Source organism: Streptomyces cyanogenus (assembly GCF_017526105.1).
GTDB classification, from domain to species: domain Bacteria; phylum Actinomycetota; class Actinomycetes; order Streptomycetales; family Streptomycetaceae; genus Streptomyces; species Streptomyces cyanogenus.
This window is the reverse complement of the sequence record NZ_CP071839.1, coordinates 7,867,472-7,881,133: the sequence shown is the minus strand read 5'-3', so window position 1 is coordinate 7,881,133 and position 13,662 is coordinate 7,867,472. Positions and strand designations below refer to the sequence as shown.

General features: G+C 72.5%; 14 protein-coding genes. 4 read left to right on the top strand and 10 right to left on the bottom strand.

Annotation, left to right across the window (positions count from 1 at the left end; all coding sequences use genetic code 11):
* Position 1: 1 nt before the first annotated feature.
* Positions 2 to 1,258, bottom strand: coding sequence for an extracellular solute-binding protein (locus S1361_RS34880; protein ID WP_208035824.1), 1,257 nt, complete (start codon positions 1,256 to 1,258; stop codon positions 2 to 4).
* 209 nt (positions 1,259 to 1,467) lie between these two features.
* Here S1361_RS34880 and S1361_RS34875 point away from each other — a divergent pair, with 209 nt between their 5' ends.
* Positions 1,468 to 1,683 (top strand): dodecin, encoded by a 216-nt coding sequence (locus S1361_RS34875; protein WP_208035823.1) that lies wholly within the window; start codon positions 1,468 to 1,470, stop codon positions 1,681 to 1,683.
* An 18-nt stretch (positions 1,684 to 1,701) separates the two neighbouring features.
* Here the strand turns inward: S1361_RS34875 and S1361_RS34870 are convergent, their stop codons facing one another.
* Positions 1,702 to 2,193 (bottom strand): phosphatase domain-containing protein, encoded by a 492-nt coding sequence (locus tag S1361_RS34870; RefSeq protein ID WP_208035822.1) that lies wholly within the window; start codon positions 2,191 to 2,193, stop codon positions 1,702 to 1,704.
* Positions 2,194 to 2,415: 222 nt separating this feature from the next.
* Between S1361_RS34870 and S1361_RS34865 the strand changes: the two genes are divergently transcribed.
* The 3 genes from S1361_RS34865 to S1361_RS34855 all read left to right on the top strand — a co-directional run bounded on the left by S1361_RS34865 (position 2,416) and on the right by S1361_RS34855 (position 6,096).
* Positions 2,416 to 3,423, top strand: coding sequence for an LLM class flavin-dependent oxidoreductase (locus S1361_RS34865; protein WP_208035821.1), 1,008 nt, complete (start codon positions 2,416 to 2,418; stop codon positions 3,421 to 3,423).
* Positions 3,424 to 3,539: 116 nt separating this feature from the next.
* The gene (locus S1361_RS34860) at positions 3,540 to 3,737 is read left to right on the top strand and encodes an antitoxin (protein WP_208035820.1); all 198 of its coding nucleotides are present in this window, start codon (positions 3,540 to 3,542) and stop codon (positions 3,735 to 3,737) included.
* Between the two features lie 28 nt (positions 3,738 to 3,765).
* A complete protein-coding gene (locus S1361_RS34855) occupies positions 3,766 to 6,096 on the top strand; it encodes an ATP-binding cassette domain-containing protein (RefSeq protein ID WP_208035819.1) in 2,331 nt (776 codons plus the stop codon).
* A 36-nt stretch (positions 6,097 to 6,132) separates the two neighbouring features.
* Here S1361_RS34855 and S1361_RS34850 read toward each other — a convergent pair whose 3' ends face one another.
* From S1361_RS34850 to S1361_RS34815, 8 genes are all read right to left on the bottom strand, one after another.
* On the bottom strand, positions 6,133 to 6,675 hold the full coding sequence (locus tag S1361_RS34850; protein WP_208035818.1) for a hypothetical protein: 543 nt from the start codon (positions 6,673 to 6,675) through the stop codon (positions 6,133 to 6,135).
* 30 nt (positions 6,676 to 6,705) lie between these two features.
* Positions 6,706 to 7,266 carry a hypothetical protein gene (locus S1361_RS34845; protein WP_208035817.1) on the bottom strand — a complete coding sequence of 187 codons (561 nt, stop codon included), beginning with the start codon at positions 7,264 to 7,266 and terminating at the stop codon, positions 6,706 to 6,708.
* 82 nt (positions 7,267 to 7,348) lie between these two features.
* Positions 7,349 to 8,182 (bottom strand): lysophospholipid acyltransferase family protein, encoded by an 834-nt coding sequence (locus tag S1361_RS34840; protein WP_208035816.1) that lies wholly within the window; start codon positions 8,180 to 8,182, stop codon positions 7,349 to 7,351.
* A complete protein-coding gene (locus S1361_RS34835) occupies positions 8,182 to 8,952 on the bottom strand; it encodes a GNAT family N-acetyltransferase (protein WP_208035815.1) in 771 nt (256 codons plus the stop codon). Before S1361_RS34835 ends, S1361_RS34840 begins: the two co-directional genes overlap by 1 nt.
* A gap of 140 nt (positions 8,953 to 9,092) precedes the next feature.
* Complete coding sequence (locus tag S1361_RS34830) at positions 9,093 to 10,121, bottom strand: hypothetical protein (RefSeq protein ID WP_208035814.1); 1,029 nt, start codon at positions 10,119 to 10,121, stop codon at positions 9,093 to 9,095.
* Positions 10,122 to 10,222: 101 nt separating this feature from the next.
* The gene (locus S1361_RS34825) at positions 10,223 to 10,972 is read right to left on the bottom strand and encodes a succinate dehydrogenase/fumarate reductase iron-sulfur subunit (RefSeq protein ID WP_208035813.1); all 750 of its coding nucleotides are present in this window, start codon (positions 10,970 to 10,972) and stop codon (positions 10,223 to 10,225) included.
* On the bottom strand, positions 10,969 to 12,918 hold the full coding sequence (locus S1361_RS34820) for a fumarate reductase/succinate dehydrogenase flavoprotein subunit (protein ID WP_208035812.1): 1,950 nt from the start codon (positions 12,916 to 12,918) through the stop codon (positions 10,969 to 10,971). Before S1361_RS34820 ends, S1361_RS34825 begins: the two co-directional genes overlap by 4 nt.
* A 1-nt stretch (position 12,919) precedes the next feature.
* On the bottom strand, positions 12,920 to 13,591 hold the full coding sequence (locus tag S1361_RS34815) for a succinate dehydrogenase (protein ID WP_208036904.1): 672 nt from the start codon (positions 13,589 to 13,591) through the stop codon (positions 12,920 to 12,922).
* Between the last annotated feature and the right edge of the window lie 71 nt (positions 13,592 to 13,662).

The following is a 13,662-nucleotide window of genomic DNA, read 5'->3' as shown; positions in this document are numbered from 1 at the left end:
GTCAGCCGACGTTCGGGGCGAGCGCCTCGGTGATCCTGCGGGAGGCGCGGCGGGCCTCGGTCACCGGGTCCGCGCCGTTCAGCACCCGGGTCATGTACTCCTTGATCGGGTTGTCGGCCTCCACGTCGGCCCACTGAGGGGTGTGGGGGGTCGCCCGGCCGTGTGCCGCGCCCGCGGCCATGGCGGCGACCCCCTCCTCGCCCGCGACCGCGCCGGCCAGGGTGGTCTTGTTGGGCACGTAGTTCATGGTGCGGGCGAGTTCGGTGTCCCACTTGGCGCCGGTGAGCGCCGCGACGACGGCGGTCGCGGCGAACTGGTCGTCGGTGTTGCGCGGGACGACCAGGTCGGAGCCGCCGGTGAAGACGGTGCCGGGCCGCCCGGCGGTCCTGCCGGGCACCGGGAAGAAGCCGAGTTTGCCCTCCAGGGCCGGGTTCTGCCGGACGACGGCCCGGGCGAGCCCGGGTACACCGATGATCTGCGCGACCCTGCCGCCGGCGAACACCCCGGCCTGGGGCGGGTGTTCCTCGTCGGCGTCCACGGGTCCCCTGCCGAGCGCCTGGAGCCGGCGGTAGAAGTCCATGCCGCGCAGCGCGGCCGGAGTGTCCAGGGTGCCCCGCCACGTGTAGTCCTGCTCCCGGGCGAGGTCGCCGCCCTCGTCCCAGATGAAGCCGGAGAGCGTGTACCAGTCCTGTCCGGCCAGGTAGATGCCCTGCGTGCCACCGGAGTCGAGCTTCTCGGTGGCCGCGAGCCATTCCTCGCGGGTCCCCGGCGGGCGGGTGACGCCGGCCTGGTCGAACAGGTCCTTGCGGTAGATGACGACGCGGTTGGCCGCGTACCAGGGGATGCCGTACTGCTTGTTGCCGTCCTTGCCGGGCTGGGCGAGGCCGGGCAGCCACTTCTCCTTGCCCCAGTCCCGCATCGACTCCAGGGTGAGGTCAGCGAGCCGGCCGCCGTCGGCGTAGAGCGGCACCTGGGTGTTGCCGACCTCGATGACGTCCGGGCCGTCGCCGGAGCCGGCCTTCAGCGCGGTGCGGACCTTCTGGACGATGCCGGTCCACTCCTGGATGCGGATGTCCAACCGCAGGTCCTCGTGGGTGCGTTCGAAGTCCTCGGTGAACCGCTGCAGGAACTCCTTGGAGGCACTGTCCTTCATCAGCCACACGGTGACGGTCCTGCGCTCGTGGTCGCCGCGGAGCATCCCGCAGCCGCTGACGAGGGCGCCGGTGACACAGATGAGGGCGAGCAGACGTCGTCTCACGGGGGGTCCTGTTCTGTCTGGCGGGGGTGCTGGGACAGGGAAGGGGGGCCCGACGTGGGGGACGAGCGCAGGGCTCGTACGGGTGTGGTGGATTTTGGTATGGACCAATGCGGAGGTCAAGGGCTACCGGCGGTACGCCGGCGACGCCGTGCGGACGGAGCGCGGATACGGCACGGTGGAGTACGGCGTGACACGAGAGGAGCACCCGCATGTCGAACCACACCTACCGGGTCACCGAGATCGTCGGCACCTCGCACGAAGGTCTCGACCAGGCCATCCGCAACGGCATCGCCCGAGCCGACCAGACCCTGCGCAACCTGGACTGGTTCGAGGTGACCCAGATCCGCGGCCAGATCGAGAACGGCCGCGTCGAGCACTACCAGGTGGGCCTGAAGGTGGGCTTCCGCCTGGAGGACGCCGACTGAGCCGCCCGGTACGGCGTCTCACGTACGCCCTTCACGCTCCTGCGCCTCCTCCAGCGCGGGCGACTTCGCGGCCCAGCGGGCCCGTACCACGGTGAACCCGGCGCGCTCGGCGTCGTCGCACACCAGCTCGTCGTCGTCCACCAGCACCCGAACCTCCCGGTCCCGGGCGAGCCGGCGCAGGATCTGCAGCTTGGTGAACCGGGCCGGCCTGCGGTCGGCGTTGCTCCGCATGTACACGCGCCCCTCGGGCAGCCCGTGGGCCGCGAGCCAGTCCAGCGTGTCCCGGCGGCACCGCTCGGGACGGCCGGTGAGGTAGACGACCTCGCACGCGCCGGCGCTCTCCACGGCCAGCGTCACGCCCTCCGCCAGCGGCGGGTCCTGGGGCGCGGCGGCGAAGAACGCGTCCCAGTCGCGTGGCCGGCTCTCCAGGAAGTGCTGGCGGTGGGCGGTGTCGGCAAGCGTGTTGTCGAGGTCGAACACGGCGAGCGGGCGCTTGCTGCTGTCTGTCACACCGCCACCCTAGCCAGCCCACGGGTCCCGGCAACCTCCGCGCCACCGGCGGCCACCGGGGTACGACACGAGTCCGCCGACGCCCGGGAGCACCTGGTGCGCACCACGTCGATCCGGACCCGCGCCCCACACCGCTGACGCGCCGCGCCACACCGTCCGTGCCCGGGCACCGACCGGGCGTAGCCGCGGGAATCCCGCGTCCGGCAGGGCGTTGAACCCTGCGTGAGCAGCTCAGTGATCAGCCGGACCCGGTTCTCCGTCCTCGACCGCTCCCGCACCCGCGAGGGCCGCCCGCCCGGCGAGGCGCTGCGGGACACCGTCGCGCTGGCCCGGGAGGCGGAGGCGCTCGGCTACCACCGGTTCTGGGTGTCCGAGCACCACGGGGTGCCCGGGGTCGCCGGCTCGGCGCCGACCGTGCTCGCCGCCGCTGTCGCCGCGGCCACCCGCACCATCCGGGTCGGCACCGGCGGGGTCATGCTGCCCAACCACCAACCGCTGGTCGTCGCCGAACAGTTCGGGGTGCTGGAGGCGCTGTTCCCGGGGCGGATCGACATGGGGCTCGGCCGCTCCGTGGGCTTCACGGACGGGGTGCGCAGGGCGCTCGGCCGGGACAAGGGCGCCGCCGAGGACTTCGCGGCGCAGCTCGGGGAACTGCTGGGCTGGTTCACGGGCGGCTCGCCGGCCGGGGTGCACGCCCGTCCCGCGGAGGGCCTCCGGGTGCCGCCGTTCGTGCTGGCCATGGGCGAGGGCGCGCGGATCGCGGCCCGCGCAGGCCTGCCCATGGTCATCGGTGACCTGCGCGGCCGCGAGAAGATGCTGCGCGGCATCGACGAGTACCGCTCGCTGTTCCGCCCCTCCCCCTGGGCGTCCGAGCCGTACGTGGTGATCTCCGGCACGGTCGCGGTCGCCGGCACCGAGGCCGAGGCGCACCGGCTGCTGGTCCCCGAGGCCTGGTCGACGGCATACTCCCGCACCCACGGCACCTTCCCGCCGCTGGCCCCCGCCGAGGCGGTCGAGACCCGTACGATGACCGCCCGGGAACGGGACCTCTACGAGTCCGCTCTCGCCGGGCACATCGCCGGCACCGCGGAGCAGGTCGCCGACGAGCTGGAGTCGGTGCTGAAGGAGACCGGCGCCGAGGAGGTGCTCGTCACCACCAGCACCTACGACCGCACGGCCCTGCTGGACTCACACCGGCGGCTCGCCGCGCTCTTCGCGCCGGGCCGCTGAGCCGACCAGGCCCCCGAGCCTCCCAGCCGCCGAGCCGCCGTGACGTTCGAGATGCGGTTCCGGCCCGGGCCGGTGACCCTGGGGAGGCAGGCCTGAACGCGACGAGGAGGGCTGTCATGTCCTTCATGGACAAGATCAAGGGCATGCTCAAGGGCCACGAGGGCATGGCCGACAAGGGCATCGACAGGGGCGGGGACCAGGTCGACCGGCGCACCGGCGACAAGTACCGGTCGCAGGTCGACACCGGTCAGGACAAGCTGCGGGACGAGTTCGGCACCCGGCCGCAGGACCGGGACAACCCTCCGCAGGTCTAGCGGGCGGGGGCGGTTGGAGTATCCCCCGATGCACAGCCCCCAGGACCCGTACGTCCGCGTCCGCGGCGCCCGTGAGCACAACCTCAAGGGCGTCGACGTGGACATCCCCCGGGACGTCCTGGCCGTGTTCACCGGTGTCTCCGGCTCGGGCAAATCCTCGCTGGCGTTCGGCACGGTCTACGCCGAGGCCCAGCGGCGGTACTTCGAGTCGGTCGCCCCGTACGCGCGCAGGCTGATCCACCAGGTCGGGGCGCCCAAGGTCGGTGAGATCACCGGGCTGCCGCCCGCGGTCTCGCTCCAGCAGCGCCGCGCGGCCCCCACCTCGCGCTCCTCGGTGGGCACCGTCACCAACCTCTCCAACTCGCTGCGGATGCTGTTCTCGCGCGCCGGCAGCTACCCGCCGGGTGCCGAGCGGCTCGACTCGGACGCGTTCTCGCCGAACACGGCGGCCGGCGCCTGCCCCGAGTGCCACGGCCTCGGAAAGGTGCACGAGACCACCGAGGAACTGCTGGTCCCGGACCCCTCGCTGTCCGTCCGCGAGGGCGCCGTCGCCGCCTGGCCGGGCGCCTGGCAGGGCAAGAACCTGCGGGAGATCCTGGACACGCTCGGGTACGACGTGGACCGGCCGTGGCGGGAGCTGCCCGCCGAGCAGCGCGCGTGGATCCTGTTCACCGACGAGCAGCCGGTCGTCACCGTGCACCCGGTCCGGGACGCGGACCGCATCCAACGGCCCTACCAGGGCACGTACACGAGCGCCCGCCGGTACGTCCTGAAGACCTTCTCCGACACCAGGTCGCCCACCCTGCGGGCGAAGGCGGAACGGTTCCTGACCAGCGCGCCCTGCCCGGCCTGCGGGGGCAGCCGGCTGCGGCCCGAGGCGCTCGCCGTGACCTTCGGCGGCCGGACCATCGCCGAGCTGGCCGCGCTGCCGCTGACCGACCTCGCGGGACTGCTCGACGGCGGCGACGAGACGGCCCGGGTGCTCACGGCCGACCTGAGGTCCCGGATCGCGCCGGTGGTCGAGCTGGGCCTCGGCTACCTCAGCCTGGACCGGGCCACCCCGACCCTGTCCGCCGGCGAGCTGCAACGGCTGCGGCTCGCCACCCAGTTGCGCTCCGGGCTGTTCGGCGTCGTCTACGTGCTGGACGAGCCGTCCGCCGGACTGCACCCGGCGGACACCGAGGCCCTGCTGACCGTGCTGGAGCGGCTCAAGGCGGCCGGGAACTCGGTGTTCGTGGTGGAGCACCACCTGGAGGTGGTGCGCGGCGCCGACTGGCTGGTCGACGTGGGCCCCGGCGCGGGCGAGCACGGCGGGCGGGTGCTGTACAGCGGGCCGCCGGCCGAGCTGGCCTCGGTCGAGGAGTCGGCGACCGCCGCGTTCCTCTTCGACGAGTCTCCCGGGCCGGCGCGTGAAGTGCGCGAAGCGCGCGGCTGGCTGACGGTGGGTCCGGTGAGCCGGCACAACCTGCGCGAGGTGACGGCCGCCTTCCCGCTCGGTGTGTTCACCGCGGTCACCGGTGTCTCCGGCTCCGGAAAGTCCACCCTGATCGGCGAGTTGACCGAGGACCTGGAGGGGGTCGGGCGGCTGGTGCGGGTCGACCAGCGGCCCATCGGACGCACCCCGCGGTCCAACCTGGCGACCTACACGGGGCTGTTCGACGTCGTACGGAAGGTGTTCGCCGGCACCGAGGAGGCGCGGGCCCGCGGGTACGGGGTCGGGCGGTTCTCCTTCAACGTGGCGGGAGGGCGCTGCGAGACCTGCCAGGGCGAGGGGTTCGTCAGCGTGGAGCTGTTGTTCCTGCCCAGCACGTACGCGCCCTGCCCGGACTGCGGGGGCGCCCGCTACCATCCCGAGACGCTCCAGGTGACGTACCGGGGACGGAGCATCGCCGATGTGCTCGACCTGACCGTGGAGGCCGCCGCGGAGTTCTTCGCGGACACGCCGGGCGCCGCCCGCAGCCTGGGCACCCTGCTCGACGTGGGCCTCGGCTATCTGCGGCTCGGCCAGCCGGCGACCGAGCTGTCCGGCGGGGAGGCGCAGCGGATCAAGCTGGCGAGCGAACTGCAGCGCGGGCGCCGCGGCCACACCCTGTACCTGCTGGACGAGCCGACGACCGGACTGCACCCGGCCGATGTGGAGGTGCTGATGGAGCGGCTGCACGGGCTCGTCGACGCCGGGCACACGGTCGTCGTGGTCGAGCACGACATGACGGTGGTCGCGGGCGCCGACTGGGTGATCGACCTGGGCCCGGGCGGCGGCGACCGGGGCGGCCGGATCGTGGCGGCCGGCCCGCCGCAGCGGGTGGCGCGGGCGGAGGCCGGCGCCACGGCGCCCTACCTCGCGCGGGTCATGCCCTGAGCCGGGCGGGGCGCCGGGGGCGGCGGGCGCGGGGGCTCAGGTGCTCAGCAGGCGGTTGAAGAAGGAACGGTAGCGCCGCAGCGCTCCCCGGAGTTCCTCCGTGTCCACCTTCTCGCCCTCGGCCCACTGGCTCTCCAGGTCCTTCTTGTGCTGGGCGAAGGTGGAGGCCAGGGTCTGCATGACGTCCGCCACCAAGGCGTCGGCGTCGTGCACCGCCTCGCGGGGGTCGTCGACGAACCGGTTCTGGATCGCCTGCCAGCGGTCGCGGAAGGTCCGCTCCTCGTCGTCCGTCAGCAGCTGCGGAGCCTCGTCGTCCGAGGCCGGAGCGCCGGTGGCGGCCGGGGTCTCGGCACTCTCCGGAGCCGAGGCGTCGGCGTCGGTACCGGTCCCGCCGCCGGCGGCCGTGTCCTCCGCGTCCTGTGTTCCGGTGCCCGGCGTCCCGGTGCTCTCACCGGGGTACACCGGAGCTTCCGAGGGTGGTTCCTCCGGTTCGGCGCCCGCACCGGTGGCCGTCGGCTGGGCGAGGTCCTCGGTCGAAAGATCGCCGGCGGTGCGGGCCGCGTCCTCGTTCCTGTGCATGCGTTCCTCCGTGCGGAGTGCTGATCGTGGTCAGGACCGGGCGTGCTGCGCCCGGCCGCCGCCGTCGGAGAGCAACTCGTCGAACAGGGCGCGGTAGTGCACCATGGCGCCGCGCAGCTGTTCGGTCGTCGCCCGCTTGCGGGTGGAGAGGGCCTCCACCTCGTGCGCGGCCCGGTAGTGCTCCAGCGTGGAACTGTGTTCCACCGAGAGGTCCTTCATCTGCTGCTCGAACCCCTCGGTCGGATACCCGCGCTCGTGCATCAGCGAGGTCACCAGCCGGTCCGCGTCGTGCACCGCATCCTCCGGCCGGTCGACGAACTCCTCCTGGACGCTGGTCCACTCCCGCGTGTAGCGGTCCCGTGAGACGGGGGGGAGCTCCTTGATGTCCAGCGAGTCGTGTCGCCGCTCACGCTCCCTCAGCTCACGCTCGGCGGAGAGCCGGCTGTCGGATCCCTCGACCGTCCGTTCGTACTCCGGACCGAAGCGCTCACGGAGGTGACGGCGTCGCATCAGCAGTGAGACCGCCACAGCGGCCAGAGCGATCACCACCACGATCGGAATGATGATCGCCAGAAGCGTTCCCGTGGACATGGGCGCACGCTCCTCAGGGAGTAGTGATGTGCACTCTCCGAATTCCCTCTCGCGCCGAATCTACTCATTTCGGACATGTGGTCTATGCGTGCACGGTGACGCGCTCTCCTTCGGTGACCAGCGCCGCGTGCGTCCAGGCCGGCTCCGGGGCCACCGTCTGGGCGGCCCGGGCGAGGGAACGCCGGTCCGGGTGGGCGCCCGGCGGGATCACCGGCCGGACCTCCACCTCGGCGACCAGGCCGCGGGTCCGCGCCACCCGCCACAGTGAGGCCGGCAGGGTGTCCTCCCCCACGAAGGCCGCCGCGGTGCCGGGCCCGCCGTCCTGCCGGCGGTAGCGCAGACTGACCGGCTGGACGGGCACCCCCGCGTCGAGCGCGGCCTGGAAGACGGCCCGGCGGAACCGGCCGTGGGCGCGTCCGCACCAGGTGCTCCCCTCGGGGAAGGCGGCCACGGCCGCCCCCGCGCGCAGGACGCCGGAGATCCGGGCGACCGTGCCGGGCAGGGCGCGCAGCCGGTCCCGCTCGATGAACAGGGTCCCGCCGCGCGCGGCGAGCACGCCCGCCACGGGCCACTGCCCCACCTCGGTCTTGGCGAGCATCCGGGCCGGGCGTACGGCCGTGAGCAGCGGGATGTCCAGCCAGGAGACGTGGTTGGCGACCAGCAGCAGCCCACCGTCCGGCGGGGCGGCACCGGTGATCCGCACCCGCACCCCGACGGCCCGCACGATCATCCGGCACCACCGCGCGACCCACTCGGCCCGGATCCGGCCGCCCAGCGGGGACAGCACGATCCCGGCCAGCACCAGGGTCGCGACCGCGGCCAGCCGCAGCACGGCACGCGGCACGGCCACGGCGGCCGGGGCCGGCGCCACACAGGCGTCCGGGGTGCAGGGCGCGGTGGGCAGCCAGCCGCTCATCAGGCCGGGACGAGGGAGAGGAAGTGCCGCAGATAGCGCGGGTTGACCCGGCGCATCGACAGCAGCACGTACAGGTCGGCGACCCCGAAGTCCGGGTCGTGCGCGGGCTCGCCGCACACCCAGGCGCCGAGCCTGAGGTAGCCGCGCAGCAGGGCGGGGAGGTCGGTGCGGGCGGCCGGGGCCTGGGTGTTCGGGGTCCACGGGAGCAGCGGCCGGACCCGGAACTCCGCGGGCGCCAGGTGCCTGTCCTTGACCCGCTCCCAGGTGCCGGCGGCCAGGGCCCCGCCGTCGGCGAGCGGTACGGAGCAGCAGCCCGCGAGCCACTCGTGGCCCCGGTCGGTCATGTAGCGGGCTATCCCTGCCCAGATCAGGCCGATGACGGTGCCGTCGCGGTGGCCGGGGTGGACGCAGGAGCGGCCGACCTCGACCAGGCCGGGCCGGATCCCGTCCAGCGCGCTCAGGTCGAACTCGCCCTCGGAGTAGAGCCGGCCGACGACCGCGGCCCGCTCCGGGGGCAGCAGCCGGTAGGTGCCGACGACCTGCCCGGTCACCTCCTCGCGCACGAGCAGGTGGTCGCAGTAGGCGTCGAAGGCGTCGACGTCGTGCCCCGGCTCGGCGGTGGCCAGCAGGGCTCCCATCTCCCCGGCGAAGATTTCGTGCCGCAGCCGCTGCGCGGCACGCACGTCGGCCTCGTCACGGGCGAGGGTGACGGTGTAGCGGGTGGGGGCCGCGGGCAGCGGGGGACGGTCGAGGGTGGTCACGCCGGTCATGGCTCTCTCCTGGGCACGGGCCGGGTCGGCGACGGGGGCGGCGGGCCTGGTGCGGCCCGCCGCTCCTGTTCTTCCGACGCCGGTTGGCGTGCGTGTGACCGGTGCCAGGAGTGCGGATGTGGGGGCGGTGAACGCCTTGGTCAGCCGTCCTCGGCGACGCATCCGGCGAGCAGCCGCCCGGCCTCCTCCTCGTCGAGCACCCGCTCCAGGACCAGGTCGCCGTGCATGTGCGGGAAGAAGCGGCCCGCGGGCCAGCTCCGCTCGTACGGCGGCGGGTCCAGGACGAGCAGGCGTACGCCGTCCACGACGGGTATGTCCGAGGGCGTGCCCTCGTTCCACACCCAGTCGCCGGAGGGGGTGACGAGGTTGAAGGAGCCGGTGGTGTCCACCTGGCCGGGCTGGTCGCGGCAGACGGCGGCCTCCTCGGCGGAAGGGGCGCGGCCGGGCAGGTGGCCGCCGCCGACGAGGACGTCGGCGAGCAGGGTGTGCAGCTGGAAGTTGTCACCGATGCCGGTCATCCGCATCGCGTAGCCGGTGCCGGTGGGGCGGTGCAGGACGACCAGCGGTTCGTCGTCGAGGACGAGCAGGGCGTAGGCCAGGCACTTGAAGTCGTGCCCGGAGGCCTCCTCCACCGAGCGCAGCACCTGGAGGAGGCCGGCGCGGGTCCCGGCGTCGAGGGCGGTGCGGACGGCGGCGTGGTTGAGCATGGCGACGGCGGCCATCTCCCAGTGGCGGAGAGTGAGCCAGGCGATGGCCTGGTCCTGGCCGACCCGGTCGAGGAGATCCTCGGGCGGCTCCTCGGCCTGCGGGTCGGGGAAGTCGCCGCCGCCGGTGGCCGCCCAGCGCTCGCAGAACCCGTGGGCGCCTTCGAGGGCTCCGGCGAGGCCGGCGAGGACCTGGGGTGCGCAGGCGGTGGGGTCGGCGCCGCGTTCGACGCACGCGCCGACGAGCACGGCGACGGTGGCGCGGGGGGCGGCCGGCATCTCGTCCAGGATCGCTGCCAGGCGTGGCCCGGCCTCCCGGAACTCCTGGTCATCCGCCTGGCCGAAGTACCGGTGCAGTTCCTGGAAGTGCTGCAGCGAGCGGTCGGCGTCCTGCGCGCGTACGGCGGCCTCGAAACCGGCTACGGCACCGCGGAACCGTCCATTCCCCTTGTTCCCGAGCATCATGGCGGCAGGCTACAGGGGGCCGGAACACCAGACGGGGCCGGATGAGCACCTCCCCGGCCCCGCCCGCCCGCCTCTGGTCGGCGAACGTCCTCAGGCGGCGGCTACCTCTTGCCCGCCTTCCGGGTGGCCCGCAGCCACTCCTTGTTCATGCTGGTGATCGACATCAGCGGAATGCCCTTGGGGCAGGCGGTGGCGCACTCACCGGTCAGCGTGCACCCGCCGAATCCCTCGGCGTCCATCTGGGCCACCATGTCCAGCACCCGCGTCTCCCGCTCGGGCGCGCCCTGGGGGAGCACGTTCAGATGGTTGACCTTGGCGGAGGTGAACAGCATCGCCGCGCCGTTCGGGCACGCGGCCACGCACGCCCCGCAGCCGATGCACTCCGCGTGCTCGAACGCGAAGTCGGCGTCGGCCTTGGGCACCGGAGTGGCGTGGGCCTCCGGCGCGGAGCCGGTCGGCGCGGTGATGTAGCCGCCGGCCTGGATGATCCGGTCGAACGCCGACCGGTCCACCACGAGGTCCTTGATCACCGGGAACGCGGACGCCCGCCACGGCTCGATGTCGATCGTGTCGCCGTCCCGGAAGGACCGCATGTGCAGCTGGCAGGTGGTGGTGCGCTCCGGCCCGTGCGCGTCGCCGTTGATGACCAGGCTGCACGCGCCGCAGATGCCCTCGCGGCAGTCGTGGTCGAAGGCGACCGGCTCCTCCCCGGAGAGGATGAGCTGTTCGTTGAGGACGTCCAGCATCTCCAGGAAGGACATGTCGGGCGAGATGTCGTCGACCTCGTAGGTGGACATCGCTCCTTGGGCGTCGGCGTTCTTCTGCCGCCAGACGCGCAGGGTGAGCTTCATGCGTAGCTCCGCTGGGTGGGGTGGACGTACTCGAAGACCAGGTCTTCCCTGTGCAGGACGGGGGCCTGGCCGGTGCCGGTGAACTCCCAGGCGGCGGCGTAGGAGAACGCGTCGTCCTTGCGGGCCGCCTCGCCGTCCGGGGTCTGGGACTCCTCGCGGAAGTGGCCGCCGCACGACTCGGTGCGGTGCAGCGCGTCGAGGCACATCAGCTCGGCGAGCTCCAGGTAGTCGACGATGCGGTTGGCCTTCTCCAGCGACTGGTTGAACTCCTCGCCGGTGCCGGGCACCTTGATCCGCCGCCAGAACTCCTCGCGGATCTGCGGGATCCGCTCCAGGGCCTTGCGCAGCCCCGCGTCGCTGCGGGCCATGCCGCAGAACTCCCACATCAGCTCGCCGAGTTCACGGTGGAAGGAGTCGGGTGTGCGGTCGCCGTCCACGGCCAGCAGCAGGTTGATCCGGTCCTCGGTCTCGGCCAGCACCTCCTGCACGACGGGGTGCTGGTCGGTGACCGGTTCCTGGTGCGGGTTGCGGGCCAGGTAGTCGTTGATGGTGGCCGGCAGCACGAAGTAGCCGTCGGCGAGGCCCTGCATCAGCGCGGACGCGCCGAGCCGGTTGGCGCCGTGGTCGGAGAAGTTGGCCTCACCGATCGCGAACAGGCCCGGGATCGTGGTCTGGAGGTCGTAGTCGACCCACAGGCCGCCCATCGTGTAGTGCACGGCCGGGTAGATCCGCATCGGCACCTCGTACGGATCCTCGTCGGTGATCCGCTGGTACATCTCGAAGAGGTTGCCGTACCTGGCCTCGACGGCCTTGCGTCCCATGCGCCTGATGGCGTCGGCGAAGTCCAGGTAGACGCCCTGCCCGCCGGGGCCCACTCCCCTGCCCTCGTCGCAGACGTTCTTGGCGGCGCGGGAGGCGATGTCCCGGGGCACGAGGTTGCCGAAGGAGGGGTAGATGCGCTCCAGGTAGTAGTCGCGCTCGTCCTCGGGGATCTCGTCCGGCGGGCGGGTGTCGCCCTGGGCCTTGGGCACCCAGATCCGGCCGTCGTTGCGCAGCGACTCGCTCATCAGCGTCAGCTTCGACTGGTGGTCGCCGGTGCGCGGGATGCAGGTCGGGTGGATCTGCGTGAAGCAGGGGTTGGCGAAGTAGGCGCCGCGCCGGTGCGCCCGCCAGACGGCGGTCGCGTTGGAGTTCATGGCGTTGGTCGACAGGTAGAAGACGTTGCCGTAGCCGCCGGAGGCGAGCACCACGGCGTCCGCGAAGTAGGTGTCGATCTTTCCTGTGATCAGGTCCCGGGCGACGATTCCGCGGGCCCGTCCGTCGACCACGATCAGGTCGAGCATCTCGGTCCGCGGGTGCATCTCCACGTTCCCCGCGGCGATCTGCCTGCTGAGGGCCTGGTAGGCGCCGAGGAGCAGCTGCTGCCCGGTCTGGCCGCGGGCGTAGAACGTCCGCGACACCTGGACGCCGCCGAAGGAGCGGGTGTCGAGCAGGCCGCCGTACTCGCGGGCGAACGGCACGCCCTGGGCCACGCACTGGTCGATGATCTCCACGGAGATCTGCGCGAGCCGGTGCACGTTCGACTCGCGCGCCCGGAAGTCGCCGCCCTTGACGGTGTCGTAGAAGAGGCGGTGGATCGAGTCACCGTCGTTGCGGTAGTTCTTCGCCGCGTTGATGCCGCCCTGCGCGGCGATGGAGTGGGCGCGGCGCGGGGAGTCCTGGTAGCAGAACTGGACGACGTGGTAACCCTGTTCGGCGAGCGTGGCGCCCGCGGAGCCGCCGGCCAGTCCGGTGCCGACGACGATGATCGTGTGCTTGCGCCGGTTGGCGGGGTTGACCAGCTTCGCCTCGAAGCGGCGCTTGTCCCAGCGTTCGTGGACGGGCCCGGCGGGGGCCTTGGTGTCGGTGACCGGCGCGCCGGTCGCGTAGTCGGCGTAGGCAGTCATGTCAGCTCACCACTCCGGTCATGACGCCCACGGGTACGGCGATGAAGCCGGCCGTGAGCAGCAGCGCGAGGACGTTCGCAAGGGTCTTCAGGGCGCGGTCGCGCGTGCGGCTGCCGACGCCTAGGGTCTGGGCGGCGCTCCAGAAGCCGTGCCGGATGTGCAGGCCGAGCGCCAGCATCGCGACGATGTAGACGACGTTGCCGTACCAGGTGGAGAAGGTGTCCACGACGTTCTGGTACGGATGGCCCTCCTGGAAGCCACCGGAGTGCACCGTGCCGGTGGTCAGGTCGAGGACGTGCCAGACGATGAACAGGCCGAGGATGACACCGCCCCAGCGCATGGTGCGGGTCGCGTAACCGGCCCGGGGCTTCTTGTGCACGTACTTGCCGGGACGTGCCCTGATGTCGCGGCGGCTGAGCTGGTAGGCGGAGGTGGCGTGGGCGACCACGGCGACGAGGAGGACGACCCGGATCAGCCAGAGCGTCCACTCGTAGTGCATGAAGGGTTCGCCGACCGTGCGCAGCCAGTGCCCGTAGTGGTTGAACTCCCCCGCGCCGAAGAAGATCTTCAGGTTTCCGATGACGTGGGCGACCAGGTACAGCAGCATGATCACGCCGCTGACGGCCATCACGGTCTTCTTGCCGACGGTGGAGTCCCACATCGTGCGTGCCATGGACGGCCGTCGGTCCGTCCGCGTTACCAGTGCCATGACACAGCACGCTAGGGCCGAAGGTCCCGATCGGT

Bases quoted from the DNA above. Each gene is read 5' to 3' on its own strand.
- S1361_RS34840 (WP_208035816.1), bottom strand. From the start codon at position 8,182: ATGAGCGGCTGGCTGCCCACCGCGCCCTGCACCCCGGACGCCTGTGTG.
- S1361_RS34830 (WP_208035814.1), bottom strand. From the start codon at position 10,121: ATGATGCTCGGGAACAAGGGGAATGGACGGTTCCGCGGTGCCGTAGCC.
- S1361_RS34850 (WP_208035818.1), bottom strand. From the start codon at position 6,675: ATGCACAGGAACGAGGACGCGGCCCGCACCGCCGGCGATCTTTCGACC.
- S1361_RS34860 (WP_208035820.1), top strand. From the start codon at position 3,540: ATGTCCTTCATGGACAAGATCAAGGGCATGCTCAAGGGCCACGAGGGC.
- S1361_RS34855 (WP_208035819.1), top strand. From the start codon at position 3,766: ATGCACAGCCCCCAGGACCCGTACGTCCGCGTCCGCGGCGCCCGTGAG.
- S1361_RS34815 (WP_208036904.1), bottom strand. From the start codon at position 13,591: ATGGCACGCACGATGTGGGACTCCACCGTCGGCAAGAAGACCGTGATG.
- S1361_RS34835 (WP_208035815.1), bottom strand. From the start codon at position 8,952: ATGACCGGCGTGACCACCCTCGACCGTCCCCCGCTGCCCGCGGCCCCC.
- S1361_RS34825 (WP_208035813.1), bottom strand. From the start codon at position 10,972: ATGAAGCTCACCCTGCGCGTCTGGCGGCAGAAGAACGCCGACGCCCAA.
- S1361_RS34820 (WP_208035812.1), bottom strand. From the start codon at position 12,918: ATGACTGCCTACGCCGACTACGCGACCGGCGCGCCGGTCACCGACACC.
- S1361_RS34875 (WP_208035823.1), top strand. From the start codon at position 1,468: ATGTCGAACCACACCTACCGGGTCACCGAGATCGTCGGCACCTCGCAC.
- S1361_RS34845 (WP_208035817.1), bottom strand. From the start codon at position 7,266: ATGTCCACGGGAACGCTTCTGGCGATCATCATTCCGATCGTGGTGGTG.